The sequence below is a fragment of the Streptomyces sp. WY228 genome, assembly GCF_019287315.1.
In the GTDB taxonomy this organism is placed as follows: Bacteria; Actinomycetota; Actinomycetes; order Streptomycetales; family Streptomycetaceae; genus Streptomyces; species Streptomyces caviscabies.
In genome coordinates, this window is sequence record NZ_CP079114.1 from 2,327,832 (window position 1) to 2,353,871 (window position 26,040).

The window sequence follows — 26,040 nt, forward strand, 5'->3', positions numbered from 1 at the left end:
GGCGTACGGCGTGCGGGCATGCGGGTGCACGACGTGCGGGGCACGGTGTACGGGCATGCGGCGTGCAGGCGTGCGACGACTGCGCCGGTGCACGGGCGCAGGCAGATTCTTGCTTCCGGAGAGCGCTCCAACGCTCCTGCCGGGCAGGCTTTTTGCATGCTGGCAACGCAAAAATAGTTTGTCAAGGTCGTGTCAAAATTCCGGTTCGGTGCTTCGTGCAGCGATTCCGCCGGGCCTCCACCCATAGGGGCGTCTAGGCTTCCCGGGTGACCCTCCTTCTTCCCGCGCTCCAGTCCCCCACCGGCCCGGCAGCCTCCCGGGAGGCCGTCCGCTTCGGTGATCTCTCGCTGACCTACGGCCGGCTGGCCGGGGCCGCCGCCGCGCTCGCCGCCCGTGTCGCGGACGCGGGCCGGGTCGCCGTCTGGGCCACCCCGACGCCGGAGACGGTGATCGCGGTGGTCGCGGCGCTGCGGGCCGGAGTGCCCGCCGTGCCGCTCAACCCGCGTACCGGAGAGCGTGAGTTGGCGCACATCCTGGCCGACAGCGCGCCCACGGCGGTGCTGGCGGGCCCCGACGACGTACTGCCGTCCGGGCTGGAGAAGCTGCGGCGGGTGACGGTGGACGCGCGGGAGGCGGCGGAGGGCCCGGAGGAGCGCGCGGGCGTCGCGGCGGGCCTGGAGGGGAACGCGGGCGTCGAGGACCCCGAGGCCGCCGCCCTGATCGTCTACACCTCCGGCACCACCGGCCCGCCCAAGGGAGCCGTCCTGCCCCGCCGGGCCGTCGCCGCGTCGCTGGACGCGCTGGAGGACGCCTGGGGGTGGAGCGGCGACGACGTCCTGGTCCACGCGCTGCCGCTGTTCCACGTCCACGGGCTGATCCTGGGCGTCCTCGGCCCGCTGCGCCGGGGCGGCTCCCTGCGCCACCTGGGGAAGTTCTCCGCCGACTGCGTGGCCCGTGAACTGGGCTCCGGAGGCACGATGCTCTTCGGCGTGCCGACGATGTACCACCGGCTGGCGGAGGTGCTGGACGCGCCCGCGGGCACCGCCGAACGGGACGCGCTGGCGGGGGCGTTGGCGTCGGCCCGGCTGCTGGTCTCCGGGTCGGCGGCGCTGCCCGTGCACGACCACGAACGCATCGCGGCGGCGACCGGGCGGCGGGTGATCGAGCGGTACGGGATGACGGAGACCCTGATGAACACGGGGATCCGGGCGGACGGCCCACCGCGCCCGGGCACGGTGGGCCCGCCGCTCGCGGGTGTGGAGCTGCGCCTGGTGGAGGAGGACGGCACGGTGCTCGACGCGGCCGGGGCGATCGGTGAGATCCAGGTGCGGGGGCCGAATCTGTTCACCGGCTACCTCAACCGGCCCGACGCCACCGCCGCCGCGCACACGGCGGACGGCTGGTTCCGTACGGGCGACGTCGGCACGGTGGACACCGACGGGTACGTCGCCATCGTCGGGCGCAAGGCCACCGACCTGATCAAGAGCGGCGGCTACAAGATCGGCGCGGGCGAGATCGAGAACGTGCTCCTCGCCCATCCCGGCGTCCGGGAGGCGGCCGTGACCGGCGAGGAGGACGCCGACCTCGGCGAACGGGTCGTGGCCTGGGTGGTCGCTGCCGACCCCGGCTCTCCGCCCGCCGCCGAGGAGCTGGCGGACCATGTGGCGGCCCAGCTCGCCCCGCACAAGCGCCCGCGCACCGTGCGCTATCTGGACGCCCTGCCCCGGAACGACCTGGGCAAGATCATGAAGAGGTCGCTCCGTGCCTGACGAGACCCCCGCCCGGATGACGGCCCGCGAGGCCGTCACCCTGCTCACCGGCCCGGCCGGCTTCACCGAGCACCTGCCGCCGCCGCGCGAGCTGCCGGCCGACGGACCGCTCGGCTGGGCCGGTTACGACGCGGCGCGCGAGCGGGCCCGGACGCGGACCGGCGAGGAGGAGTCCGTGGTGTACGGCACCGGGGTCGTCGGCGACCGCGCGTGCGTGCTCCTCTCCTTCGAATTCGGCTTCCTGGGCGGCTCGTTGGGGCAGCGGACGGGCGACCGGCTGGAGGCCGCGTACGCGCTGGCCCTGACCCGGCGACTGCCGCTGCTCGCGCTCGTCGCCACCGGTGGCAGCCGGATGCAGGAGGGCATGGTCGCGCTCACCCAGCTCCAGCGGGTGGCGGCGGCCGCCACCCGGCTGCGGGCGGCCGGGCTCCCGCAGATCGCCGTGGTCCGCGATCCGACGACCGGCGGCGGCTGGGCCACGGTGGGGGCCGGCGCGGATGTGGTGCTGGCCCTGCCGGGCGCGCAGGTCGGCTTCGCCGGGTCCCGGGTGCGGCCGGCGGACGCTGATCCGTACGCGTACAGCGCCGAGGGCCAGTTCGCGGCGGGCCAGGTGGACGCGGTGGTACCGGCCGACGAGCTGGCCGCCACGGTGACGCACTGGCTGCGCGCGCTCGGGCCGCAGGCCGGCGCACAGCCGTCTGGCACCGGCCCGCACGACCCGTCCGGCGCGCCCGGGGCCGACGCGCCCGACGCCGCCCCGCCCCGGCCGCACGACCCGCCGCCCGCCGCCCCGGTGCCCCGCGCCCTGCCCGTACCGTCGGCTCCCGCCGTACCGTCGGCCACCGCGCGGCTGCCGGAGACCGGACGGGAGGCGGTGGCGCGGGCCCGCGATGCCCGGCGGCCGCGTGCGGAGGCGTATCTGGCCGACTACTTCGCCGTACGGCTGCCGCTGCACGGGGACCGGTGCGGCGGCACGGACCCGGGGCTGCTGTGCGGCTTCGGGCTGCGCGCGGACGGCAGTGCGGTGGCGTACGTCGCGCAGTGCGGCACCGCGACCCGTCCGGCCGGATACCGTACGGCGGCCCGGACGATCCGGCTCGCGGACCGACTCGGCGCCCCGGTGCTTACCCTCGTCGACACCCCGGGCGCGGCCAACGACGCCGAGGCGGAACGGGCCGGGGCGGGCGCGGCCATCGCGGAGACGTTCGCGGCCATCGCGGCGGCCCGGGTGCCGGTGACCACCCTGGTGATCGGCGAGGGCGGCTCGGGCGGGGCGCTGGCTCTCGCGGCTCCGGGCAACACCCATGTCACGGCGGACAGTTACTTCTCGGTCATCGCGCCCGAACTGGCCGCCGCGATCCTCAAGCGGCCGCCGTCGGAGACCGGGGCCACCGCCGACCAGCTGCGGCTGCGCCCGCAGGACCTCGTGGACCTGGGCTTCGCCCGCTCGATCGTCGGCTGAACGGGAGGCGTGGTCACGGCTGCGGGTCGCGGGCGTCGTAGCGGGCGAAGGCGCGCCACTTCAGCGCGAGCAGGGCCACGCCCGTCACACAGAGGATGCCGCCGCCGGTGACGGCGACGGCGGGCGAGACGAGGTCGGCGACCGAACCGGCCAGGAAGTCGCCGAGGCGGGGGCCGCCCGCCACGACGACGATGAAGACGCCCTGGAGCCGGCCGCGCATCTCGTCGGGCACGGCCGCCTGGAGCATGGTGTTGCGGAAGACCATGGAGACGGTGTCGGCGCATCCGGCGAACGCCAGGAAGAGCAGCCCCAGCCAGAGGTCGCGGGTGAGCCCGAAGACGGCGATGGCGGTGCCCCAGGAGCCGACGGCCAGCAGGATCGCCAGTCCGTGCCGCCGGACCCGGCCGAACCAACCGGAGAACACTCCGCCGAGCAGCGCGCCGAGGGCCGGGGCGGCGACGAGGAGTCCGGTGGTCCGGGCGTCGCCCCCGTACCAGAGGACGGCGACGGCCGGGAAGAGGGCGCGGGGGTGGGCGAGGACCATCGCGCACAGGTCGGTGAAGAAGGTCATCCGCAGGTTGGGCCGGGTGCCGAGGAAGCGCAGCCCGTCCAGGACGGAGGCCCGCTTGCCCGTGTCGCTCTTCTGCCGGTCGGGCAGCATCGAGGGCAGCCGCCACATGGCGTACAGCGAGGCGGTGAAGCAGACGGCGTCGACGGTGTACGCGGCGCGGTAGCCCCACCAGCCGACGATCAGTCCGCCGAGCATCGGGCCGACGAGCGTGCCCGTCGTGCTGGTCATGGTGGTCAGCGCGTTGGCCGCGGGCAGCTGCTCGGCCGGGAGGAGCCGGGCGATCATCGAGGAGCGGGCCGGTGCGTTGAGGGCGAAGCAAACGGCCTGGAGGGCGACGATCGCGTACAGCAGACCGACGTGTTCGACGCCCGCGACGGTCGCGCCCGCCAGGACGAGGGAGAGGACGAACGACCCGGTGGCGCTGAACAGGCCGAGCTTGCGCCGGTCCACGGTGTCGGCGACGGCCCCGCCGTAGAGCCCGAAGACGACGAGCGGCACGAGCGAGCAGAAGCCGATGAGCCCGACGGAGAACGCGGACCCGGTGATGTCGTAGACCTGGAGCGAGACGGCCAGGGCCGTCATGCCCTGGCCGATCCAGGAGACGGTGTTGCCGAACCAGAGCCGCCGGTAGTCGGGCGAGGCCCGCAGCGGCGTCAGGTCGGCGAATATATGGCTGCGGTGTACAGGTGGTTCGCTCGTTTCGGTCACACGGGATGGTAGCCAGCGCCTTCCCGGCGGGGCGTTCTCACCCCACCGGCTGCCGTACCAGCGAGTCCCACAGGGCGACCGCGTGGTCGACGGTGGAGCGGAGCCGCTCCAGCGGGACGCCGTCGCGGGCTTCGATCGACAGGCCGTGCAGGATCGTGGCGTAGAAGGCGGCGACCGAGCGGACGTCCGTCTCCGGGGCCAGCTCACCCTCCTCGACGGCCCGTTCGAGCCGTTTCTCCAGATCCGTGACCGAGGTCCGCCGCCACCAGGACAGATGCTCGGCGACCTGCCGGTTCTGGTGCGAACAGTTGGTGGCCGACAGGACGATCATGCAGCCGCTGGGCGTCGCCGGGTCGGTGAAGGTGTCGATGTTGCCGCGCAGCATGGCCTCCACGGCGGCCCGTGCCGTCGGCGCCTCGCGCAGGGCCCGGTTGGTCGCCGAGCCCGTGGTGCTGTCGTAGAGCGCGACGGCCTCGCGGAACAACTGCTCTTTCGAGCCAAAGGTGTTGTACAGGCTGGCGGAGTTGATGCCCATGGTGGCGGTCAGGTCCGTGAGCTTCGTGCCCTCGTACCCGAACTCCCAGAACGTCTCCATCGCGCGCCGCAGCGCCGCGGCGCGGTCGAACGCGCGCGGTCGGCCTCTTTCGGCCATCTGTGCCTCCTCGGGGAAGGGTTGACCCCCGGACATCCTGCCTGTTTAGTATTTCTGGATCGTCCGACCTAGATATATACCTTAGCGTGAATGGAGCGAGATGCCTCAGCTTGCGGGCAAGGTGGCACTGGTGACCGGAGGAAGCCGCGGGATCGGTGCCGCGACCGCCCTCCGACTGGCGGAGGAGGGCGCGGACGTCGCCCTGACGTATGTGAGCGCGGCCGACAAGGCCCAGGAGGTCGTGAAGTCGATCGAGGCGCTCGGCCGCAAGGGCCTGGCCATCCAGGCCGACAGCGCGGACCCGGCGGCCGTCGTCCGGTCCGTCGAGCAGACGGCTGCCGAGCTCGGCCGGCTCGACATCCTGGTGAACAACGCCGGGATCTTCCCCTACGGGCCGATCGAGGGCGTGACGCTGGAGGAGATCGACCGCACGCTGGCCGTCCATGTGCGGGCCGTCTTCCTGGCCACCCAGGCCGCGATCCCGCACCTGGGACACGGCGGACGCATCATCAGCGTCGGCAGCTGCTGGGCCACCCGGGTGCCGGTGCCGGACGTGACGCTGTACGCCATGAGCAAGTCGGCGCTGATCGGCTTCACCAAGGGTCTGGCGCACGACGTGGCGTCCAAGGGGATCACCGCGAACATCGTGGACCCCGGCCCCACCGTCACCGACATGAACCCGGACGGCACGGACGAGGCCGAGGAGGAGCGCCTGAGGACCGCGGCGAAGGTGCTGGGCGCGGGGGCCGACACCGCGAAGGCCGTGGCCTTCCTCGCCGGCCCGGACGCCCAGTGGATCACCGGCACCTCACTGGCGGTCGACGGTGGCTACACCGCCTGACCGTGACCGGGTCGCCGGACGGCGACGGACAGGAAGCGACGGTGCGTCGCCATGACCACCGACGGACCGGCGACACGGACGGGCGGAGGAGCGATGGCATGGGTGATCCTGACGGCGGCCGGTCTGCTGGAGATCGTATGGGCCCTGGCCCTGAAGGAATCGAACGGCTTCACCAAGCTCTGGCCCAGCGTCATCGGCGTCACCTTCTCCCTGCTGAGCTTCGTGCTGCTGACCTTCGCCCTGCGTGAGGTGCCGGTCGGCACGGGTTACGCGGTCTGGGTCGGCATCGGCGCGGCGGGAGTCGTCACCGCCGGCATCGTCCAGGGCGAGGCCGCGTCCGCGGCCCGGCTGGCCTGTGTCGTGGCGATCATCGCCGGAGTGGTGGGGCTGAGGCTGCTGGAAGCCTGAGCCCGCCCGGGGTCGCCCGGCCCCGCCCCATCCAGGCCCCCGCCCCGCGCGGGGGCCTGGATACGAACGTGCCACAAGCGAAATCGCGACAATCACACACCGGTATCCCGACAATAGGCCACTGACTCGTGACAAGAACATTTCAGCCAGATTGGAAATCCGTGAATGGGGTAGATCCCCCCAGTTCCGGGTCAGACTCACTTCTCAGCAATTCGCACCGCACCAAGCACACTCTTCCCGCCCGCCGCCCAGCCGTGCCTGGGGCCTGCCACCGAGCCGTCTCGGACAGGAGGCCGGAAGTATTTCAGTGACTTGATCTGTTGAGGTTACGGATGTTGATGGGCAACGATGTGAAATCCACCGCGCCCGCTTTTCCGGGCAGAGAGACCATCCTCCACGAGATACGACAGGCCCTCGGGCGAGCGGCGTCCGGGGGCGGCGGCTGCCTGGTCGTCGAAGGCGCCGCGGGGACCGGGAAGAGCGAACTGCTGCGCCTGGCCGGAATGCACGGGGAGGCCTCGGGATTCGGCCTCGTCGCCGGCACGGCCGTACCCCTGGACACCGGAGCCCCGTTCAGCACCCTGCGCCGCGTCCTGAGGGAGAATCTCTCCGCGCGGGACTATGTCCTCCTCACCGATCGCCGGACCTTCGATCCGCTCGCTCCGGTCGACCGCATCGTGGAGTTCCTCCGGCGCTCCACCCGGGACCGGCCGCTGCTCGTGGCCCTCGACGACGCACACCTCGTGGACGATCTCACCGCCGACGCCCTGCGCAATCTGATCGACGCCTCGGTCACCCTGCCGGTCCTGTGGTTACTGGCGCGCGGCACCTCGCGCACACCCGGTCATGCCCAGGAGACCATCGACTGGCTCATCCGGGAAGGGGCCGCGCACCACCGGCTGGAATCGCTTTCACCGGAAGCCGTGGCGGAGATATCCGCGGAACTGATCGGCGCCCGCCCCGATGACGACGTTCTCGCACTGGTGGCCCGCGTCAACGGAAATCCCTTTCTCCTCAAAGAACTTCTCGTCACCTCCCTGTCCGACGGGAGGATGTGCGTTCAGGACGGTGTCGCCGTCCTCCTCGACGCCGAGCCCGCACCCGCATTCCGGCAGGCCGTCGTGCATCATCTGCGCGGGCTCTCCCATGAATGCCTGCGCATTCTGGATGCCGTGGCCGTGCTGGGCCAGAGGTTCTCCATCCATGAGGCGGCCGGGCTGCTGGGCCGCAATCCGGTGGAACTGCTGCCGCTGATCGGCGAGCTGATCGCCGCGTCGGTGCTGGAGGACGAGGGGCCCACCCTCGCCTTCCGGCACCCGCTGGTCCGCGAGACCCTGTACGACCGGCTCTCCGAGCCCACCCGGACCGCCCTGCACCGCGAGGCGGCCGCCACCCTGTGGCGCGAGGGCCGGTCGGCGCCCACCTTCCTGGAGCATCTGATGCTCGGCCGGCGGGGCGAGGGCGACGGCCTCGTCCCGGCCGCCGTACGTGCGGAGGCCCGGTTCGCGCCGGAGCCGGAACAGTTCGTGCCGACGGCCGCGCCGTCGGTGCCGGAGGCCGGGCAGTTCCTGCCGGAGGCCGGGCCGTTCGTACCGGAGACGGGGCAGTTCCTGCCGGAGGCCGGACCGTTCGTGCCGGAGGCCGGGCGGCTCGTCCTCACCGGCGCCGCCGGCGGCACGGCCGCTCCGCACGCCCCGCCACCGGCCCCGTACGCCGAACTGATGCACCGGACGACGCTGCGGTACTCGGCCGCCCAGGTGCAGGGGCTGCACGCGCAGATGGTCGCGCACGCCCGCGCGGCGCTGCGGATCGCCCGCGACCACGGGGACCGGACCAGCCGGGCCCACCACCGGCTGTGGCTGGCGGTCGCGCTGACCGCGTCGGACGAGTTCGACCAGGCCGGGGAGATCCTCGCCGAGCGGTGCGACCCCTCCGACCATGTGGCGCTGCCCTGGGTGCGGCCCATGTGGCACTACCACCGCGCCCAGTTGAAGCTGGCGGCCGGGCAGCTGGAGGAGGCGGACGAGGACGCCGTCGAGGCGGTGCGCATCTGTGAGCGGCTCGCCGCACCGGCCCTCGCGGTCGGGCCGCTCGCGCTGCGCATCCGGGTGGCGGTCCACCGCCACGAGCTGACGGAGGCCAACCGCCACGTCGTCCACGCCTCCCGGCTGTCGGCGGCCGCGAGCGGTGAGGCGCGCGAAGAGCTGTCCTGGGTGACGGCCCTGCTGCACAGTGCGGAGGAGAACCGGCAGTCCGCTCACGACACCCTCTCCCCCGTCTACTCCGGCGTCCCGAAGCGGCCCCTGCTCCTCACCCGGGAACCGCACGCGGGCGCCTGCCTGGTCCGTACGGCGATGAGCGCCGGGGACTGCGAACGCGCCACGGCCGTCGCCGGGGCGGCGCGCCTGGTCGCCACCCGTAACCCCACGGTGGCCTCGGCGGTCGCCGCCGCCGCGCACGCCGAGGGCGTCCTGCGCAACGACGTGGACCGGCTGCGCGCCGCCGTGTCGGCGTACCGCTCCGGGCCCCGGCCGCTCTCGCTCGCCGCGGCGACCGAGGACCTGGCGCTGGCGGAGAACGAGGCGGGCGGCCGGAGCACGGCGATCGGTCTGCTCGACGAGGCGCTGGCGCGCTACCAGAACCACGGCGCCCGGGGCGACGCCCTGCGCGTGCGCAAGACCCTGCGCTCCCTGGCGGTGCGGCGCCGCACCCGGGGGCGGGACCGGGATCTGGACCCGGTCGAGGGGCCCCGGGCCCGGTGGGACCAGCTGACCCCGTCCGAGCTGCGCGTGGTGCGGCTGGTGGCGCAGGGGCTGACCAACCGGGAGGTGGCGGAGAAGCTGTTCCTCTCCCCGCACACCGTGGACAGCCATCTGCGGCACAGCTTCACCAAGCTCGGGGTGACCAGCCGGGTCGAGCTGACCCGTCAGGTGCTGACCCACGAGGAGGTCCCGCCGGCCGGTCCGGCCTGAGCCGGCGGCGTCCGCCCGTGCCCGGCCGAGTTCACGAGAACACGTGATGCCGCGTATCCCGTGCCCCAACACACTTGAGCCGTCCAAGGGTTGGTGACGCAACGGCAGAGAGGCACTTCATGACGAACGCGATCGGACCCAACTTCCTCACCCTCCAGGTCCGTGACGTCGAACGGGCCCGGCGCTTCTACACGGAGGTGATCGGCTTCAAGGAGACGGAGTCCAAGGTCCCCACCGCCGCCGTGCTGGAGACCGAGCCCATCAAGATCGCCCTGCGCCAGGCCACGGTGGACCTGGACTCCGTGACGGAACTCGGCTGGGGCGTCGTCCTGTGGATCAAGGCGAAGGACCCGGACGGTCTGGCCAAGACGGTGGCGGACCACGGCGTGACCATCACCAAGCCGCCCTGCGACGGGTTCTGCGGCCGGGAGTTCCAGTTCAAGGACCCCGACGGCTACGAACTGACGGCCTACGAGGGCTGATCCGGCCGCTCCGGCCGCTCCCGAGCGCTACCGAGTGCTTTCGAGCGCTTCCGGCCGCCGCCGCACGCCCTCGCGCGGGCGGCGGCGGCCGTCGCGAGCGCAGGTCCCGTCGTCACTTCTTCCCGGAAGGAACGCATGCGCGAAAATACCGGCGTCATCAGCATGGGCCTCGCGCCGGCGGCACGGATGCCGCTGCGTGCCCGCCTCCGGCTCCTGGCCGAACCCACCCTGGGGGTGGGCAGTTTCCTCGATCACGCCCGTGCCGTCAGCCCCGACCCGTCGGCCCCCTTCCTCCTCGCGCAGCACGCGGGAGGCCCGGAGGAGGACGGTCTGGAGCGGCTGAGCCTCGACCGTCTGACGGAGATACGTGATGCGTACGCCTCCTGGTACCACGAGGCGGGCGTGCGCAAGGGCGACCCGGTCGGCGTCTACGCCGGCGAGGGCATCGACGCCTTCCTGCACTTCCTGGCGCTGAGCTCGCTCGGCGCCATCGCCGCCCTGGTCAACGGCCGGATGAAGCCGGCCGTGGCCGCCGAGTACCTGACCCGGATCGGGGTGTACGGCCTGGTCGGCACGGCCGAGGGCATCGACCGGCTGCGCGAGTCGGGCGGCCTGCCGAAGACCCTGGCCTTCGAGAAGGACCTGCGCACCTTCCCGCGCACCCGGAGCGCCCGGCCCTCGCTGCCCGGCGTCTTCCCCTACCGGCACGGCGAGGACGACCTCGTGATGCTGTGCCACACCTCCGGCACCACCGGGCCGCCGAAGGCCGTCACCTTCGGCCACCGGCAGTTCTTCCGGGGCAAGCGGCACCGGCTGGTGAGCTTCCCCGACGCGGGCTCCAACCGGATGCTGTCCGCGCTGCCGCAGACCCACTCGGCGGGCATCAGCTATCTGATGACCGCCACCCTGCTCGGGCTGCCGACGCTGGTCATGGCGGACTCCTCGGGCGAGGCGGTGCACGACGCGGCCGGCTGGTTCCGGCCGACCCTGGTGGTCGCCTTCCCGCAGACGTACGCGGAACTCGCCCGGCTCGATCTGTCGCCCTCGGCGGTCGGCAACGTCCACACCTGGATCAACACGGGCGACTCCGCGCACGAGGCGCACATCAAGGCGCTCATCCGGCACGGGCGGCGGCCCGGCGGGCGGAACGGCAGGCTGCCGGTCCCGCTGCCCGGCGGGTGGCCCGGCGGGCGGAGCTCGCGGGCCGGTTCCCGGTTCATCGACGGGCTCGGCTCCTCCGAGATGGGCATGGCGCTGTTCCGCAAGGTCAGCGAACCGGAGCGGCAGGACTACGACCGGTGCGTCGGCAGGCCGGTCAAGGTGGTGGAGCGGGCCACCGTGCTCGACCCGGACGGACGGCAGCTCGGCCCCGGCCGGGCGGGGAGGCTCGGCGTCATCTCGCCGACCAGGACGCCGGGTTACTGGGGCAACACCGAGCTGACGGGCAAGTCGTCCGTCTCCGGTTTCTGGCTGACCGGGGACATCGTCTACCGGGACCGGCGCGGCCGGTTCTTCCATCTGGACCGGGTGCCGGACGTCATCGAGACCGCCGAAGGGCCGGTCTACAGCCTGCCGATGGAGGAGGCGATCCTGCTCGGCCTGCCCGAGGTGGCCGACTGCGCGGTCGTCGCGGTCGACGCTCCCCCGCCGCTCGGCAAGCAGGCGCCCTTCGCCACGGTCCTGCTGAAGCCCGGGGCGAAGGCCCCGGCCGACCTGCTGGCCACGCTCAACGACGTACTGCACGCCAGGGGGCTCACCGCCCTGAGCGCGGCGGTGCTCGCCACCGAGCCGGAGCACTTCCCGACCGGCGCCACCGGCAAGGTCCTCAAGCGCAGCCTGCGCGAACACTTCGCCGACGTACTCGTCCGGCCCTCGTCGCCGGGCACCGAGGAGAGCAGCTCATGACCCGCTACCAGTTCGACCCCGAGCCGACCGGCGATGTTCCTCCGCCGGTCCGGATGTACGAAATGCTCTACAGCTCGCTGGTGAGCCAGCTGATCATCGCCGTGGCGGATCTGGGGGTCGCCGACGCGATCGGCGACGAGGTGCGCCATGTGGACGACATCGCGGAGCGGACCGGCGCGCACCCGGGCGCGCTCTACCGGGGCCTGCGGGCGCTGGCGAGCGTCGGGGTCTTCACGGAGGTGGAGCCGCGGACCTTCGCCCTGACCCCGCTGGCGGCGACGCTGCGCAGCGACGTACCGGGGTCGATGCGGGACCTGGCGCGGTACGTCGGACTGCCCGAGCGGCAGAACTCCTTCGGGGCGCTGGCCCACAGCCTGCGCACCGGGAAGCCGTCGTTCAACCATCTGCACGGCACGGACTGGTGGACGTACTTCTCCGAACACCCGGAGCTGGCCTCGCTGTTCAACAGTGCGATGAGCAGCATGTCGGTGATGGTCAACTCCAGCACGCTGGACGCCTACGACCTCTCCGACGTGCGCCGGCTGGTCGATGTCGGCGGCGGGCACGGGCGGTTGGTGGGCTCGCTGCTCCAGCGCTATCCGGAGATGACCGCGGTGGTCCACGATCTGCCGAGGGTGGTGCCGGACGCGGAGGCGGTGCTGGCCGGTCTGGGGCTCTCGGACCGGGCGGAGTGCGTCGGCGGGGACTTCCTGGAGTCGGTTCCGGAGGGCGGCGACGCCTATGTGCTGTCCTGGACGATCCACGACTGGGACGACGAGGACGCCGTACGGATCCTGCGCAACATCCGTAAGGCGCTGGGCGATTCGGGCCGGCTGATCATCATCGACGAGGTGCTGCCGGAGGGCGACACCCCGCACTTCGGCAAGTTCGAGGACATCGTGATGCTGACGCTGCTGACCGGGCACGTGCGGACGGAGGCCGAGTACGTGGACCTCTTCGAGAAGGCCGGGTTCCGGCACAAGGAGACCCGGCCGACCCGGGCGCCCACGAGCGTGATCGTGGCGGTGCCCGCGTAGCGGGACGGCCGGTGAACGGCCCGGGGCCCGGGGAACCGATCGGTTCCCCGGGCCCCGGCGTCCGCCGCCTACTTCTCCAGGCAGAACTCGTCGATCGCGTAGCCGACGTGCCGGTCGGCGGTGGGCAGGTAGCCGAGGACGACGTCGCCGGGCTTGAGTTCGGTGCTGTTGTGCACGACCCCGCCGGGGCCCAGCACCCGCACGTGCCAGTCGTCCTGGAGGATCAGGTTGACCGTGGTGCCGTTGGCGGCCACCGCGTCCACCGAGAGCAGCGGACGGCTCTCGATCTTGACCCGGCCGACGGCCACCACCCGGGTCTGGCCCTTGACGTCGACGGCGAGCACCTTGCTGCCGGCGGTGAGTTCGCTGAGGTAGTGGGTGCGGGAGTTCTGGGACAGCGTGTACGAGTGGATGGCTCCGGCGTTCACCCGGAACGGCCGGGTGGGCATGTAGGGCAGCGGATGGGTCTCGCTGACGCAGAGGATCATGCCCTTGGAGTGGGAGCCGACGAGGATGCCCTCGTCCTGGCGGAAGTGCGTGACGGTGTCGACGCAGGCCCGCTCCCCCATGCCGATGTGGGCGGTGGCGGTGATGGTGAGTTCGACCATGTCGAGGTCCGGGGTGCGGGAGACGGCCGAGGCCTTGAGGGCGGTGGCGTCGCCGACCTTCGCCGGGGCCAGCATCACGCCGTCGGAGCCGAGTTCCAGCACACCGAAGATGATCTCGGCCTCCTCGACGTCCTGGGCGACCGTGATGATGCTGCCGGTGCCCTTGGCGGCCTTGCCCGCCGCGATGACGATCTCCAGCGGGATCTTGGTGGGGTCGCGGAACCACAGGATGCTCCACCGCTCGGTGGCGGCCGCGCGGCAGGCCACCTCCAGGGTCGGGGCGTCCACGATCTCCACGTACCGGCCGAACTCCACACCGGGGTGGCGGGCGGCGAGGGCGGCGGGCTCGCCGTGCAGCTCCGGCCGCACGATCACGATGTCGGCCGGGCCGAAGTCCTCCGGCAGTTCCGGGCCGTCGGGGAAGAGCACCTTCTTCACGGTCGGCGGGAGGTCCGCCAGGTCCGCCGCGGAGGACGCCACCACACCGTCCAGCCGCTGGTGCACCGCCTCCTCCAGGATCGCGGGGGTGACGTCGTTCTTCTTGCGCAGATCGAGCCAGGTGAGCTTCATGGTCCTCTTCCTCGGTTTCCTCGGTGCGTTCCGGATGGGGCGAGGTGGTGACGGGGATGGTCAGAGGCCGGCCGGGCCGTACCGGGCGGACGGGGCGTGCACCAGGTCGGCGATCTGGCGGGCGCGCTTGCCCGGGTCGTCGGCCTGGAAGATGTTGCGCCCCATGGCGAGCCCGCCGACGCCGGTGTCGAGGATGTCGCCCACCGCGTCGAGCAGTTCCTCGGTGGTGGCGGCGGCCTGTCCGCCGGCCACCAGGACGGGGACCGGGCAGGCGCTCACCACGTCGGCCAGGTCCGTCACCGTACGGGGGCAGGGGACCTTGACCAGGTCCGCGCCCAGGTCGGCGGCGAGGGTGGCGACATGTTTGATGAGCACCAGGTCCCGGGGGTCGCTGATCTCGGGGCCGCGCGGGTACATCATCGCCAGCAGCGGGATGTTCCAGCGGTCGCAGGCGTCCGCGACGGCGGCCATGTCGGACACCTGGGCGGCCTCGCCCGCGGAGCCCACGTTCACATGGACGCTGACCGCGTCCGCGCCCAGCCGCAGGGCGTTCTCGACGTCGCTGACCAGGTACTTGGCGTCGGGGTCGGGGGCGTGCATGGTGCTCACGCTGAGGTGCACGATCAGCGAGGTCCGGGTGAAGGGCTCGGGGTCGAGGCGGCGCAGGGTGCCCTTGTGCAGCACGACCGCGTCGACCCCGTTGTCGGCGAGCCGGCCCACCATGTGGTTCAGGCCCGCGGCCGAGGCGATGGGCCCGTCGGTGACGGAGTGGTCCAGCGGGACCACCAGCAGCCGGTCGGGAGAGTTCCGGTAGAGCTTGCGGGCGCGCAGGCGCGCGCCGAACGAGCCGTTGAGCGTCATGGGGGTGCTCCTTCTGTGCTCGTCACCGGTCATGCCGTGACCAGCGTCTGCGCTTCGAGGTCGTCGCGGCCGAGGCCGAACTCCTGGTGCAGGGCGTTGACCGCCTCCGGTACCCGGTCCAGCGGAACGATCGCCGAGACCCGCAGGTTGGTCGAGGAGACCCAGCTCGGGGTGGCGTCCAGCCGGGCCAGTACGGCGAGGAGCCGCGCGGTGCAGTCGGGCCGGTTCAGCAGGCCCACCCCCACCAGCGAGACCTTGCCGACCTTCTCGTCGACCTCCGTCTCGCAGCCCAGGTGCGCGGCGATCCGGTCGATGGCCTCCCGCGCGGCGGGCAGCCTGCTGCCGGGCACGGCGAACCCCATCCGGAGGCCCGGACCGTCCGGGACGCCGAAGGAGAGCAGGTCGATGGGGACGGCGGACCGGGCCAGTTCGGTGAGGATGTCCGCCGCGAGACCGTCGCGTACACGGTCCGAGCGGGTGAGGGCCATCGCGATGTTCATGTCGTGCGCGACGGCAGTGACAGGTTCCTGCGTTTCGAGCATGTCGGCGCTCCGTCCGAGGATGGTGGTTCCGGGTTCTGCCGAGAACGAGCCGCGTACCACCACGTCCAGACCGTTGGCCGCGGCCAGTTCCACCGCACGCGAATGCATCACCCGCGCCCCGGCGAAGGCCATTTCGGCCATCACCGCCGCGTCGACGGTGGGCAGCACGCGCGCTTCCGGTACGACCCGGGGGTCGGCGGTGTAGATCCCCGGAACGTCCGTGTGGATCTCGCAGGCGCGGGCGCCGAGCACGGCCGCCAGCGCCACCGCGGTGGTGTCCGAACCACCGCGGCCGAGTGTGATCACGTCTCCTCTCCCGTCACCGCCCTGGAAGCCGGAGACCACGACGACCCGGCCGCGCCCCAGTTCGGCGAGCAGCCGGCCCGTCTCGATCGCGGAGATCATCCCCGCGCCGTACGTGCCGCTCACCCGGATGCCCGCCTGCGGCCCGGTCAGCGAGACGGCGGGCAGCCCCCGGTCGTGCAGGGCGACGGCGAGCAGCGCGGCGGCGGCGTTCTCCCCCGTGGTGAGCAGTTGGTCGAGCTCCCGGGGCGGCGGCGCGGCGCCGAGCTCCGCGGCCGCCGCCAGCAGGACGTCGGTCTCCTCGCCCCGGGCCGAGACGACGACCACCGAGCCCCGCTCCACGGAATGGGAACGGGCGACGACCTCCGCGACCTGGCGGATTTTCTCGGGAGTCGCCAAGGAACTCCCGCCGAACTTCTGGATCGCTGCTGGCATATGTCCTCGCACCGGATGATCGGGGCACATGACGTTGCGCGCATTCATTTCTACACATCGGCGATGGGTACCGGATCACGGATACACGTGATGTAGGGCTTCGGCGTTCCGGAAATCCGCGGATGCCCGAACTCCGCGCGCGGGCCGCCGATATCCCGCGTTGGCGTGATGTGCCGCCGCGGCGATACGGCATAGCGTCCGCGGGGTAGTCCGATTGTTCTCCGTGTACGGCCCGGGGCCCGAGGAGTGTCATGCCGAATGACAGCGCAAGGCCGTTCACCGGCCAGGAGACGGACGAGGGCCGGACGGCCGGTGATCCGCCGTCGGCCTCTTCGACGGCGGCTTCGGCTTCGGCTTCGACGGCGGCTTCTGCTTCGGCACCGGCCGATGGGGGCGTCACCCGCATCTGTGTGGTCGGCGCGGGCCCGCGCGGCATCTCGGTGGTGGAGCGGCTCTGCGCCAACGCCGGTCTCCCGTACGCACGCGAGCGCCGGTACGCCGTGCACCTGGTCGACCCGTTTCCGGACGGCGGACAGGTGTGGCGCACCGGTCAGCGGGCCGAGTTGCTGATGAACACGGTGGCGTCGCAGATCACGCTGTACTGCGACGAGTCCGTGGACTGCGCGGGGCCGGTCGTGCCCGGCCCGAGCCTGCACCAGTGGGCGGCCCTGCTGGAGGAGCTGGGCTCGGGCGGGCTGCCGGCCGACGTCCGCCGGGAGGCGGCGGCGCTGGGCCCCGACGCGTACCCCACGCGCCGGCTCTACGGGCACTATCTGATGTGGGTCCTGGACCGGCTGCGGCGCGGCGCTCCGCCCAACCTGACCATCACGGTCCATCACGCCACGGCCGTGGCGCTGCGCGACGCACCGGGCGGCCGGCGGACCCAGGTGGTCACGCTGGACCGGGGCGGCGAGCTGGCCGAGCTGGACGCGGTGGTCCTGGCCCAGGGCCACGTACCGGTGGAACCGACCGCGCGGGAGCGGGAGTTCGGGCGGTACGCGCGGCGCAACGGGCTCCTCTACTTCCCGCCCGCCAACCCCGCCGACGTGGACTTCGCCGCGATCGGGGCGGGGCAGCCGACCGGGCTGCTGGGGATGGGGCTGACCTTCTTCGACGTCGTCGCGCTGCTGACCGGCGGGCGCGGCGGGGTGTTCGAGCGCGACGGCGGCGGGGCGCTGGTGTACCGCCCGTCGGGTTTGGAGCCGGTGCTGTACGCGGGGTCGCGGCGCGGAATTCCGTACCACGCGCGCGGTGAGAACGAGAAGGGCGTCTCCGGGCGGCACGAGCCGCTGTTCCTGACCCCTTCGGTCATCGAGGAGCTGCGCGAGCGGCACCGGAGCACCGGAACGCTGTCCTTCAACGAGCACGTCTGGCCGCTGGTCTCCCGGGAGGTGCGCGCGGTCTACTACCGGGCGCTGCTCGCCGAGCGGGGCGAGCCGGCGGCCGGTGCGGTGTTCTGCGCGGAGTTCGTGGCCCGGGGCGGCCCCGAGGGCGCCGAGGAGGCCGCGCTGCTGGACCGTCACGGCATTCCGGCGGAGCGGCGCTGGTCCTGGCCGCTGATCGAACGGCCCTACGGTGAGCGGGAGTTCGCGGACCGGTGGGTGTTCCAGGGGTGGCTGCTCGACCATCTGCGCGAGGATGTGGCCGAGGCGCTGAAGGGCAATGTGAGCAGCCCGTTGAAGGCGGCCCTGGACGTGCTGCGCGATCTGCGCAACGAGATACGGCTGGTGGTCGACCACGCCGGCATCAACGGCCGTTCGTACCGCGACGAGCTGCGGGCCTGGTACACCCCGCTCAACGCGTATCTCTCGATCGGCCCGCCCGCCCGCCGGATCGAGGAGCTGATCGCCCTCGTCGAGGCCGGCGTCGTCCGGATGTGCCTGCCCGGGGTGCGGGCCGAACCGGAGCCGGAACACGGCGGGTTCGTCCTCCGGTCGGCCGGAGCGCCCGCCTCCGGCGTACGGGTCTCGGCGCTGATCGAGGCGCGGCTCAGCGAGCCCGACCTCCGCTCCACCACCGATCCGCTGCTGCGCTCGCTGCTGCGTTCGGGCCAGTGCGCGCCGTACCGCATCCCGGACGGCGCCGGCGGGTTCCACGAGACCGGCGGGGTGGCCGTCTCGCGCAGGCCGTACCACCTGCTGGACGCGGCCCGCCGCCCGCATCCGCGCCGGTTCGCCTTCGGGGTGCCCACCGAGTCCGTGCACTGGGTGACGGCGGCGGGCGTACGTCCCGGCGTCAACTCGGTCATCCTCGGCGACAGCGACGCCATCGCGCGCCGCTGCCTGGCGGCGGTCCGGCCGGCCGCCGCGGCTCCGGCCCGCCACGACGCCCCGCTGCGCCGCCACATCCCGCTGCCCTGGCTGCCCACCAGCTGCCCGCCGGCGGCCGTCCCCGCCCCCACCGCCCAAGGAGCCTCATGAACGGCGATCGGCACGACGTGGGTCTGCTCTCCCCGGTCTGGGCGGGCGGCGGTGCGGAACCGCTGGTCTCCGACCGCGCCTATCTGGAGGCCATGCTGGAGGTGGAGGTCGCGCTGGCCGAGACCCAGGCCGAACTGGGCATCGTGCCCGCCTCGTCGGTCGGCCCGATCAGGGCGGCGGCCCGCTCGGGCCGGATCGATCCGGTGGCGCTCGCCCATGGCTCGCGCCGGGCGGCGAACCCGGTCGTCGGGCTCGTCGGGGCGCTGACCGAGGCGGTGGCGGAGCTGTCGCCCGAGGCGGCGGAGCATGTGCACCACGGCTGCACCAGTCAGGACGTGCTGGACACCGCGACCGTCCTGGTCGCCGCCCGGGCGCTGCGGTACACCGACGACGCCCTGGTCAGGACGGCGGACGCGCTGGCGCTGCTGGTGGCGCTCCACCGCGACACCCCGATGGCCGGCCGGACGCTGACGCAGCACGCGGTGCCCATCACCTTCGGGCTCAAGGCGGCGGGCTGGCTGAGCCTGGTGCTGGACGCGTCGGACCGGCTGAGGGCGGTGCTGGCCACCGGTCTGCCCGCCCAGCTCGGCGGGGCGGCGGGCACCCTGGCCGCGTACAACGAGTACGCCGTCGGCACCCCGGCGGCGGTCGGCGGCGGGCTGCCCGGCCGGGGCACCGAGCTGGTCGGACCGTTCGCCCGACGCCTCGGCCTGACCGCCCCCTCGGTGCCCTGGCACGCGCTGCGCACCCCGTTCGCCGACCTGGGCGCGGTGCTCTCCTTCACGGCGGGCACGCTGGGCAAACTCGCGGTGGACGTCCAGGGGTTGGCCCGTACGGAGGTGGCGGAGGCGGCCGAGCCGTCCGGCGAGGGCCGGGGCGCCTCCTCGGCCATGCCGCAGAAACGTAACCCGGTCCTCGCCACGCTGATCGCCTCGGCCGCCCGCCAGGTGCCGCCGCTCGCCCTCGTCCTCACCCAGGCGCTGGTCTCCGAGGACGAGCGGGCGGCGGGCGGCTGGCACGCGGAGTGGCAGCCGCTGCGGGAGTGCCTGCGGCTGACGGCGGGCGCGGCGGACAGCGCGGCCGAACTGGCCTCCGGGCTCACGGTGTTCCCGGAGCGGATGCGCGCCAACCTCGAGTCGGGCGAGGGCGAGCTCTTCGCGGAACGGCTCAACGCGCTGCTCGCGCCGACCGTGGGCAAGGCGGCGGCGAAGCGGCTGCTGGCCCGGCTGTCGGCGGAGGCGGCCGGGGCCTCGGAGGCGGCGGCGTCGGAGGTCACGGAAGCGCGCGCGGCGGCGGGCGGTCCCGGCGCCTCGTTCGCCGAGCGGCTGGCCGCCGTACCGGAGGCCGCCGCGCTGTTCACCGGCCCCGGGGCGCCGAAGGACCTGCTGGAGCCCTCGGGCTATCTGGGCGCGGCCGGCATTCTCGCGGACCGGGTCCTGGCCCGGCACGCGGACCGCTGAGCGACGGGCGCCCGGCACCGGTTCCCGCGATCCGGGATCCGGGCGCCCCGCCGACCGCGCGGGTCAGGATCCGACCGGCCTGACGGACTGCGCGTGGCGGAAGACGTTCCGCCGGTCCCAGCGGGACTTGGCACGCTGGAGCGCGGGGTAGTTCTGCTTCCAGTACAGGTCGTGCCAGGCGACGCCGGAGCGGTTGCGCCGCACCCGGTCGGTGAGATCGCCGTCGGCGTAGTTGATGTAGCAGCCGTCGGTCACGTCGTCGAGGACGGGCACCCCGCCGGTCGAGGCGTAGACGGTGGAGTAGGCCCGCCGGATGTACGCGAAGTGCTTCGCGTCGTCGCCGGGGTTGGCCCAGGCGGTGCCCCACAGCAGCTTCAGCACGCTGTCGCGGTGCGGCTGGGCGGTCGCGGTCGGGGACACCGCGTTGACCTGGCCGCCGTGCGCGGCGATGGAGACGACGAAGGCCGGGTGGTCGTAGTCGGAGTCGGTGAGCACCCGGTAGAGGCCGGCCGTCTGCTCGCCGGTGAGCCCCTTGCGGTGGTAGCTGGACTTGTACTTGTAGCGGTCGGTGGGGTTGCTCATCCAGAACCCGGGCCAGCCGGTGGCCTGGAACCAGGGCAGCCGGTGCAGCTCCTGAACGTTTACGGGGGTCACGCCCACGCCGTCGTTGACGGCGGCCAGGAAGTCGGCGAGGAGCCGGGAGGCGCCCGGAACGGCGGTGTCCATCTGCACGGCGAGCAGGACGCCGCCGCCGGCCGCCTTCGGGCCGGGCTCCAGACGGGCGGTCAGCCCGGTGTACGGGGAGGTGGGCGCGCTGTTCTGCTCGTTCCAGAGCCCGTAGTTGTGCACGAGCCGGGTGAAGCTCCGCTCGTTCAGCCGGTCCCAGGGCCACTGGAGCCAGGTCACCAGGACGTCGGAGGGCGGGGCGGGCAGCAGGGCCGAGGGGTTGGTGCCGGTCGCGGTGGGCGAGCGGAACCAGTAGCGGGTCACGACGCCGAAGGTGCCGCCGCCACCGCCGGTGTGGGCCCACCAGAGGTCGCGGTGGGGGTCGTCGGCCTCGCGGGTGGCGATGACGGAGCGGGCCCGCCCATCGGGGTCGACGACGACGACCTCGACCGCGTACAGATAGTCGACGACCAGCCCGTGGAGGCGGCTCAGGTTGCCGTAGCCGCCGCCGGTGACATGGCCGCCGACGCCGACCGAGTAGCAGGCCCCGCCGGGCAGGGTGACGCCCCACTGCCGGAACATCACCTGGTACATCTCGCCGAGCGTGGCGCCGCCCTCCACCGAGAACGCGTTCATCCGCGCGTCGTGGGCGACCGCGCGCATGGCCGACATGTCGATGATCACCTTGACGTCCGGGTGGTCGACGAAGTTCTCGTAGCAGTGGCCTCCGCCGCGGACGCTGATCCGCTTGCCGGCCGTCACCGCCTCCTGCACCGCGCTGACCACCTGGGCGGTGCTGTTCGGCAGCCGTATCGCCTCGGGCCTGCTGCTGAACAGCTGGTTCTGACCGCTGGTCAGCCCCGAGTAGCGGATGTCCGCCGGGGCCACGGTCAGCGCGCGGATCTGCCGCGTACGGGCGGGGCTCCCGGACGCCGCCGCCTCGGCCGGCCCGACCAGCGCCGTGGCCCCCACCGCCGCCGCGGTGCCGGTGAGAAGTCGTCTGCGCGATACCGGGGTCATGGTTCTTCCTCCGTTGTCGACGATCCCCGGCGAGCTGCCGGGATGCCTGTTCCGGGGAAGATGTCATCGCGGCGCGCACCGCCACATCACGTGATCACGTGATGCCCGGCGCACGGCTCCCCGGTTGACTTGACCACGGCAACGACGTGACGACCGTGACGACGACCGTGAGGAAGCCGATGAGTATCCCGTGGGGCCCGCAGGGCGCTGGAACAGGATCGGAATCGATTACGTACGTGGCTCCCGGCGAAGGGCCCAGTGTCTGGGCCCTGCAGGGCGACAAGTACACGGTGAAGGCGGGAAAGGGCACCACCGGCCCGGGATTCACCCTGCTCGAAGGGGAGATAGCCCCGGACAACGGTCCGCCGATGCACATCCACAACGACGCGGACGAGATCTTCTATCTTCTCGACGGTGAACTCACCGTGGCGTCGGGCGACGAAGTCATCAAGGCGGAGAGCGGCGCGTTCATCTTCATTCCGCGCGGCGCGAAGCACAAATTCCGCAATGACTCCAGCAAAATCACGAAGCTGCTCTTCGTGCTCGCTCCGGCCGGTTTCGAGAACTTCTTCATGGAGATCGGCTCGCCGGTCGTGCCGGGGAAGGACCGCCCGGACGAGCCGGTCGGCTACGAACAGCTGGTGGTGCAGCGGGCGGAGGACTTCGGCATGATCATCGTGCCGGAGTGAGCGTGGTGGTCGCGGTGGCCGCGGCACGACGCCACCGCGACACGACAGGACACAGCGGCGGAGGCCGCCCACCGACACTCCTCCGGTGGGCGGCCTCCGCCGCTGTGTTCGTCGCTGCTCCGGTGGCTGTTCCTGTCGCTGTTCCGTGGGGTTCAGCCCTGGGCGGCCCGCTTGAGCAGCGCCTCGTACACGGGACCGGGCTCGTCCCGGTCCACGACGGGGAAGCCGGCCCCCATCGGGCCGAGCCAGTGGCGCTCGACGCCCGGGTTGTGGGCGTCGAGCCCGCCGGGAGCGAACACATGCGGGCTGCCCTGCACGGCGTCGCCCAGCGAGACGGCCAGCTGCTCCTCGATGACGGCCCGGGCCCGCCCGCGCACCAGGGCCCGCTTGAGCTCCTCGGCGTCCACCCCGGCGCACGCGCGGGCGACGGCGAGGATCTCGTGGCGCATGGTGATGGTGCGGCTCTGCCCGAACAGCGCCACGCGCAGGGCCAGATCGAGGGTCTCGCTCGCCGCGAGCCCCTGCTCCTTGGCCGCCTCGACGGCCTCCATCGCGGGCAGGGTGCTCACCGGGTAGGTGTGGTCGGGGCGTTGCCACATCTGCCAGCCGGCCGCCGGCTCCAGCGCGCCGACGACCGGGGTCTCCGCGTCCAGGATCGTCTTGGGCGTGGACATCTCGTTGATCAGCTCCAGCGGGAACGCCCGGATGTCGAAGCGCACCCGATCGTCGAGCCCGAGCGCGGTCCTGGTGGTGTGCAGCCGGTAGAGGGCGAGGTGGGCCCAGGGGCACCCGATGTCGGCGAAGACGACCAGCGTGCCGGGGGCGACGTCGATGCTCACCGGGCCACCTCCGCCGGGCCGCGGACGGTATCGCTGTCGGTGCTCACCGGGTCACCTCCGCCGGGCCGGGGGCGGGCAGGGCCCGGATGCGCTCCGCGAGCAGGCGCGCGAAGTCCGCGAACGGCCTCGGCGGCCGTCCGGTCAGCTCCCGCAGCGCCCCGGTGACCGTCTCGGCCTCCCCGGCGGTGTAGGTCGCGTACAGCTGGAGCCGGGCGGCCACCGCCCAGGCCGGGACGCCCGCCCCGAGCATCGCCTCGCGCGCCACGTCCTCGGAGACGTCCAGGTAGCGGATCCGCCGCCCGGAGGCCGCCGTCAGCTCCTCGGCGGCCTCGGCGTAGGTGAGCGCCCGGGGCCCCGTCAGCTCGTACGCCTCGCCGTGGCCGGGCCGGCCGATGAGCAGGGTCGCGGCGGCCGCCGCGATGTCCCGTACGTCGACCATGCTGACGCGGGCCCGCCCGACCGGGAGCAGTACGGCGCCCCGGGAGGCGATGGTGCCGAGCCACTGGGCGGCGTTCTGCGTGAACGCGTTGGGGCGCAGGACGGTATGGGCGACGCCCCGGTCGGCCAGGGCCCGTTCGGCGAGGCCGTGCTGGCGGTGGACGAGGACCGGTGACTCCGGGTCCGCGCCCAGGGCCGACAGTTTGACGACATGGGCGACCCCGGCGGCCGCCGCCGCTTCGATGACGGTTCGCTGGAGCAGGTCCTGCCGGGGGTGGAACGGAGTCAGCAGGAACAGGGCCCGGGTGTCCGACAGCGCCTCGGCGAGCCGCCGTACGGCCTCCGGCCCGCCGTCGCCCAGCTCCGCCTCGACCGGGTCCGCCGCCGCCACGACCGCCCCGGCCCGGCCCGGCCGGACGAGCGCCAGGGGCCGGTGGCCGCGCGCCGCCAACTCCCGTACGAGCGCGCTGCCGAGCGTGCCGGTGGCCCCGGTCACCGCGATCCGGCCGGCGGGGGGCGCCGTCACGGTGCGACCAGAGCTCCGGCCCCGACGTCCGCCAGCCGGTCGGGCAGCCGGTCCTCCAGGGCGGTGTCGGCGAGGAGTTCGCCGAGCACGGGGGCCATCTTGAACAGGTTGTGCCCGGCGACGGCCGTGACGCCGGGGGTGTGCCAGGCCCGGAGCGCGTCGCTGCCCGCCGGCAGTTTGGTCATCACGCAGACGCGTACGCCCACGGGTTCCGGGTCGAGTCCGGGCAGCGCCCGCTCGACGTACGCGACGACCCGCCGGGCGTCGTCCAGGGTGGTGCTGCCCTCGGGCAGGGCGCCGTCCGGGCCGAACGGGATGTCGACCTCGGTGCCGATGAGCCCGATCACATACCGCCCGGTGTCGCCGATCGGAGACCCGTACACCGTCTCGCCCCAGATCCCGGCGCGGTCGACCCAGCACGGCAACGCCCGGGTGCGGCCCGGCTCGTGCCCCCGGACCCGGAAGTGCGGGCGCACGTGCAGCCGCGACTCCAGCGGGATGTCGATCCCGACGCCCCGGGCGAGGGCCGGTACGGCGGTGCCCGCGGCGATCACGACGTGCCGGGCCCGGTAGATGGCCTCGGTGGTCTGGATCTCCACGCCGTCGCCGTCGGCGGGCACGGTGACGCTGTGGATGTGGGCGTTGACGATCCGGTCGCGCACCCAGCCGACGAGCGCGTCGATGGTGTGCCGGGCCCGGATCGCTCCGGCCCCCGGGTCGACGAGCAGCGGACCGTCCACCGGGGCGAGCCCGGGGAACACGGAGTCCTGCCCGGCGGCCTCCACGAAGTGGTGCGCCACCCCGTGCAGGGCCAGCCCCTTCACATCGGCGGGCCCCATGCCGGCGTAGACGGCGCCCTCGTCACCGATCAGCACCTTCCCGCTGCGCCGCTCCCACTCGGCGAACCCGGCCCGCCCGTCCACCGCGAGCGCCACATGCCGCTCGTCGTCGTGCCGGTGCCGGAACGTCCGGGTCAGCCCGCCGGACAGCCCGCTGCCGGGCACCCGCCCGTCGAAGCAGACGACGTCGGCGCCCCGGCGCACCAGACTGTCCGTGGTCGCGAGCCCGAGCACGCCCGCGCCGATGACCGCGATATCGATGTCACGCCGGTGTTCACCCATGGTCCGGGCTCCCGAGCCAGGAGTTCGTCGGCACAGAACGGGTCACGGTAGGCCTCCTGCCGCAGCATCCAGTCAGCTTGCGGACCGAGCATCCTGGAGCGGCCGGGGGCTGCCATCACGCGTTCGCGTGATTCGTGACGCCTCACGGTCGCGCCCGCACGCCCGGCGGCCCCCGGAGCCGAGTACCCCTGAAACACCGAAGCGCCCCACTCTGGTCTCCACCAGTTGGGGCGCTTCAACGCTGGTCGGAACGTTCCTGCCAGTCATCGCTCGGTGGGGCGGGTGGGACTCGAACCCACGGCCGACGGATTATGAGTCCGCTGCTCTAACCGGCTGAGCTACCGCCCCGTTTCGGCGTGGCGCGTACAAGTGTGCGCACCGTCTGCCGCAGCATAGCCGGTCATACGATCTCTCGCTCCGGTTGACCGGCTTCACCTGATCTTGAGGACGTCGCTGCGTGCTGCCCGGTTGCGGGCGAGATCGAGGAGACCCGAAAGAGTCGTCCTCCGGGTCCGCCCGGGGCCCCGGAAGGGGATCCGGGCCACACGCGAAAGAGGACCCCGAGGGGCCCTCTTCCGTTCCGCTCCCCCGACTGGACTCGAACCAGTAACCCTCCGGTTAACAGCCGAATGCTCTGCCAATTGAGCTACAGGGGATCGCGCTCCCCCGACTGGACTCGAACCAGTAACCTGCCGGTTAACAGCCGGCTGCTCTGCCAATTGAGCTACAGGGGAT

General features: G+C 72.9%; 20 protein-coding genes and 3 tRNA genes. 11 read left to right on the plus strand and 12 right to left on the minus strand.

The window, feature by feature from the left end:
* Positions 1–266: 266 nt before the first annotated feature.
* Together KV381_RS10070 and KV381_RS10075 are read left to right on the plus strand one after the other, a co-directional pair.
* Positions 267–1,769 carry an acyl-CoA synthetase gene (locus tag KV381_RS10070; RefSeq protein ID WP_218785086.1) on the plus strand — a complete coding sequence of 501 codons (1,503 nt, stop codon included), beginning with the start codon at positions 267–269 and terminating at the stop codon, positions 1,767–1,769.
* Positions 1,762–3,231, plus strand: a complete 1,470-nt coding sequence (locus KV381_RS10075) for a carboxyl transferase domain-containing protein (RefSeq protein ID WP_193463907.1) — start codon at positions 1,762–1,764, stop codon at positions 3,229–3,231. The genes KV381_RS10070 and KV381_RS10075 overlap by 8 nt, the downstream gene beginning before the upstream one ends.
* A 13-nt stretch (positions 3,232–3,244) precedes the next feature.
* On the opposite strand, the gene KV381_RS10080 is transcribed toward KV381_RS10075, so the two are convergent.
* Complete coding sequence (locus KV381_RS10080; protein WP_193463908.1) at positions 3,245–4,510, minus strand: MFS transporter; 1,266 nt, start codon at positions 4,508–4,510, stop codon at positions 3,245–3,247.
* Between the two features lie 37 nt (positions 4,511–4,547).
* The gene (locus KV381_RS10085) at positions 4,548–5,162 is read right to left on the minus strand and encodes a TetR/AcrR family transcriptional regulator (protein ID WP_030622189.1); all 615 of its coding nucleotides are present in this window, start codon (positions 5,160–5,162) and stop codon (positions 4,548–4,550) included.
* 100 nt (positions 5,163–5,262) lie between these two features.
* On the opposite strand from KV381_RS10085, the gene KV381_RS10090 reads away from it, so the two are divergent.
* The 6 genes from KV381_RS10090 (at position 5,263) to KV381_RS10115 (ending at position 12,807) form a co-directional block, all read left to right on the plus strand.
* On the plus strand, positions 5,263–6,003 hold the full coding sequence (locus KV381_RS10090; protein WP_030622187.1) for an SDR family NAD(P)-dependent oxidoreductase: 741 nt from the start codon (positions 5,263–5,265) through the stop codon (positions 6,001–6,003).
* A gap of 93 nt (positions 6,004–6,096) precedes the next feature.
* The gene (locus KV381_RS10095) at positions 6,097–6,411 is read left to right on the plus strand and encodes a multidrug efflux SMR transporter (RefSeq protein ID WP_030622184.1); all 315 of its coding nucleotides are present in this window, start codon (positions 6,097–6,099) and stop codon (positions 6,409–6,411) included.
* Between the two features lie 338 nt (positions 6,412–6,749).
* Positions 6,750–9,383, plus strand: a complete 2,634-nt coding sequence (locus KV381_RS10100) for an AAA family ATPase (protein WP_218785087.1) — start codon at positions 6,750–6,752, stop codon at positions 9,381–9,383.
* Positions 9,384–9,502: 119 nt separating this feature from the next.
* Positions 9,503–9,865, plus strand: coding sequence for a VOC family protein (locus tag KV381_RS10105; protein ID WP_218785088.1), 363 nt, complete (start codon positions 9,503–9,505; stop codon positions 9,863–9,865).
* 135 nt (positions 9,866–10,000) lie between these two features.
* Positions 10,001–11,770 (plus strand): class I adenylate-forming enzyme family protein, encoded by a 1,770-nt coding sequence (locus KV381_RS10110; protein ID WP_086777817.1) that lies wholly within the window; start codon positions 10,001–10,003, stop codon positions 11,768–11,770.
* Positions 11,767–12,807 carry a methyltransferase gene (locus KV381_RS10115; RefSeq protein WP_030078089.1) on the plus strand — a complete coding sequence of 347 codons (1,041 nt, stop codon included), beginning with the start codon at positions 11,767–11,769 and terminating at the stop codon, positions 12,805–12,807. Before KV381_RS10110 ends, KV381_RS10115 begins: the two co-directional genes overlap by 4 nt.
* Before the next feature lie 68 nt (positions 12,808–12,875).
* Here KV381_RS10115 and KV381_RS10120 read toward each other — a convergent pair whose 3' ends face one another.
* From KV381_RS10120 to KV381_RS10130, 3 genes are read right to left on the minus strand one after another with little or no spacing between them, the layout of a single operon-like run.
* Positions 12,876–13,985 carry a 3-dehydroquinate synthase II gene (locus KV381_RS10120; RefSeq protein WP_030078087.1) on the minus strand — a complete coding sequence of 370 codons (1,110 nt, stop codon included), beginning with the start codon at positions 13,983–13,985 and terminating at the stop codon, positions 12,876–12,878.
* A gap of 60 nt (positions 13,986–14,045) precedes the next feature.
* Complete coding sequence (locus KV381_RS10125) at positions 14,046–14,846, minus strand: 2-amino-3,7-dideoxy-D-threo-hept-6-ulosonate synthase (protein ID WP_030078085.1); 801 nt, start codon at positions 14,844–14,846, stop codon at positions 14,046–14,048.
* Positions 14,847–14,875: 29 nt separating this feature from the next.
* Positions 14,876–16,126 carry an aspartate kinase gene (locus KV381_RS10130; RefSeq protein WP_030078083.1) on the minus strand — a complete coding sequence of 417 codons (1,251 nt, stop codon included), beginning with the start codon at positions 16,124–16,126 and terminating at the stop codon, positions 14,876–14,878.
* 251 nt (positions 16,127–16,377) lie between these two features.
* Here KV381_RS10130 and KV381_RS10135 point away from each other — a divergent pair, with 251 nt between their 5' ends.
* Both KV381_RS10135 and pcaB read left to right on the plus strand, forming a co-directional pair.
* Positions 16,378–18,546 carry an FAD/NAD(P)-binding domain-containing protein gene (locus tag KV381_RS10135; RefSeq protein ID WP_078611077.1) on the plus strand — a complete coding sequence of 723 codons (2,169 nt, stop codon included), beginning with the start codon at positions 16,378–16,380 and terminating at the stop codon, positions 18,544–18,546.
* The gene (pcaB, locus tag KV381_RS10140) at positions 18,543–20,006 is read left to right on the plus strand and encodes a 3-carboxy-cis,cis-muconate cycloisomerase (RefSeq protein ID WP_218785089.1); all 1,464 of its coding nucleotides are present in this window, start codon (positions 18,543–18,545) and stop codon (positions 20,004–20,006) included. Before KV381_RS10135 ends, pcaB begins: the two co-directional genes overlap by 4 nt.
* 63 nt (positions 20,007–20,069) lie before the next feature.
* Here the strand turns inward: pcaB and KV381_RS10145 are convergent, their stop codons facing one another.
* Positions 20,070–21,692 (minus strand): FAD-binding oxidoreductase, encoded by a 1,623-nt coding sequence (locus KV381_RS10145; protein WP_030078077.1) that lies wholly within the window; start codon positions 21,690–21,692, stop codon positions 20,070–20,072.
* Between the two features lie 236 nt (positions 21,693–21,928).
* Between KV381_RS10145 and KV381_RS10150 the strand changes: the two genes are divergently transcribed.
* Positions 21,929–22,381 (plus strand): cupin domain-containing protein, encoded by a 453-nt coding sequence (locus KV381_RS10150; protein ID WP_050495505.1) that lies wholly within the window; start codon positions 21,929–21,931, stop codon positions 22,379–22,381.
* Between the two features lie 152 nt (positions 22,382–22,533).
* Here the strand turns inward: KV381_RS10150 and KV381_RS10155 are convergent, their stop codons facing one another.
* The 6 genes from KV381_RS10155 to KV381_RS10180 form a co-directional block, all read right to left on the minus strand.
* Entirely contained in the window at positions 22,534–23,220 is a 687-nt protein-coding gene (locus KV381_RS10155) for a DsbA family protein (RefSeq protein ID WP_030078073.1), read from the minus strand.
* A 43-nt stretch (positions 23,221–23,263) separates the two neighbouring features.
* The gene (locus tag KV381_RS10160; protein WP_193463914.1) at positions 23,264–24,184 is read right to left on the minus strand and encodes an NAD(P)H-binding protein; all 921 of its coding nucleotides are present in this window, start codon (positions 24,182–24,184) and stop codon (positions 23,264–23,266) included.
* On the minus strand, positions 24,181–25,305 hold the full coding sequence (locus KV381_RS10165) for an FAD-binding oxidoreductase (RefSeq protein WP_030078069.1): 1,125 nt from the start codon (positions 25,303–25,305) through the stop codon (positions 24,181–24,183). Before KV381_RS10165 ends, KV381_RS10160 begins: the two co-directional genes overlap by 4 nt.
* Before the next feature lie 274 nt (positions 25,306–25,579).
* Positions 25,580–25,653: transfer RNA gene (locus tag KV381_RS10170), tRNA-Ile, on the minus strand.
* A 235-nt stretch (positions 25,654–25,888) separates the two neighbouring features.
* Positions 25,889–25,961 (minus strand) — tRNA-Asn (locus KV381_RS10175).
* A gap of 5 nt (positions 25,962–25,966) precedes the next feature.
* Positions 25,967–26,039: transfer RNA gene (locus KV381_RS10180), tRNA-Asn, on the minus strand.
* Position 26,040: the final 1 nt, after the last annotated feature.

What these genes read in the sequence shown, in the direction of transcription:
- KV381_RS10085 (WP_030622189.1), bottom strand. Translation starts at nt 5,162, where the DNA reads ATGGCCGAAAGAGGCCGACCGCGCGCGTTCGACCGCGCCGCGGCGCTG.
- KV381_RS10090 (WP_030622187.1), top strand. Translation starts at nt 5,263, where the DNA reads ATGCCTCAGCTTGCGGGCAAGGTGGCACTGGTGACCGGAGGAAGCCGC.
- KV381_RS10095 (WP_030622184.1), top strand. Translation starts at nt 6,097, where the DNA reads ATGGCATGGGTGATCCTGACGGCGGCCGGTCTGCTGGAGATCGTATGG.
- KV381_RS10100 (WP_218785087.1), top strand. Translation starts at nt 6,750, where the DNA reads ATGGGCAACGATGTGAAATCCACCGCGCCCGCTTTTCCGGGCAGAGAG.
- KV381_RS10105 (WP_218785088.1), top strand. Translation starts at nt 9,503, where the DNA reads ATGACGAACGCGATCGGACCCAACTTCCTCACCCTCCAGGTCCGTGAC.
- KV381_RS10110 (WP_086777817.1), top strand. Translation starts at nt 10,001, where the DNA reads ATGCGCGAAAATACCGGCGTCATCAGCATGGGCCTCGCGCCGGCGGCA.
- KV381_RS10115 (WP_030078089.1), top strand. Translation starts at nt 11,767, where the DNA reads ATGACCCGCTACCAGTTCGACCCCGAGCCGACCGGCGATGTTCCTCCG.
- KV381_RS10120 (WP_030078087.1), bottom strand. Translation starts at nt 13,985, where the DNA reads ATGAAGCTCACCTGGCTCGATCTGCGCAAGAAGAACGACGTCACCCCC.
- KV381_RS10125 (WP_030078085.1), bottom strand. Translation starts at nt 14,846, where the DNA reads ATGACGCTCAACGGCTCGTTCGGCGCGCGCCTGCGCGCCCGCAAGCTC.
- KV381_RS10130 (WP_030078083.1), bottom strand. Translation starts at nt 16,126, where the DNA reads ATGCCAGCAGCGATCCAGAAGTTCGGCGGGAGTTCCTTGGCGACTCCC.
- KV381_RS10135 (WP_078611077.1), top strand. Translation starts at nt 16,378, where the DNA reads ATGCCGAATGACAGCGCAAGGCCGTTCACCGGCCAGGAGACGGACGAG.
- pcaB (WP_218785089.1), top strand. Translation starts at nt 18,543, where the DNA reads ATGAACGGCGATCGGCACGACGTGGGTCTGCTCTCCCCGGTCTGGGCG.
- KV381_RS10145 (WP_030078077.1), bottom strand. Translation starts at nt 21,692, where the DNA reads ATGACCCCGGTATCGCGCAGACGACTTCTCACCGGCACCGCGGCGGCG.
- KV381_RS10165 (WP_030078069.1), bottom strand. Translation starts at nt 25,305, where the DNA reads ATGGGTGAACACCGGCGTGACATCGATATCGCGGTCATCGGCGCGGGC.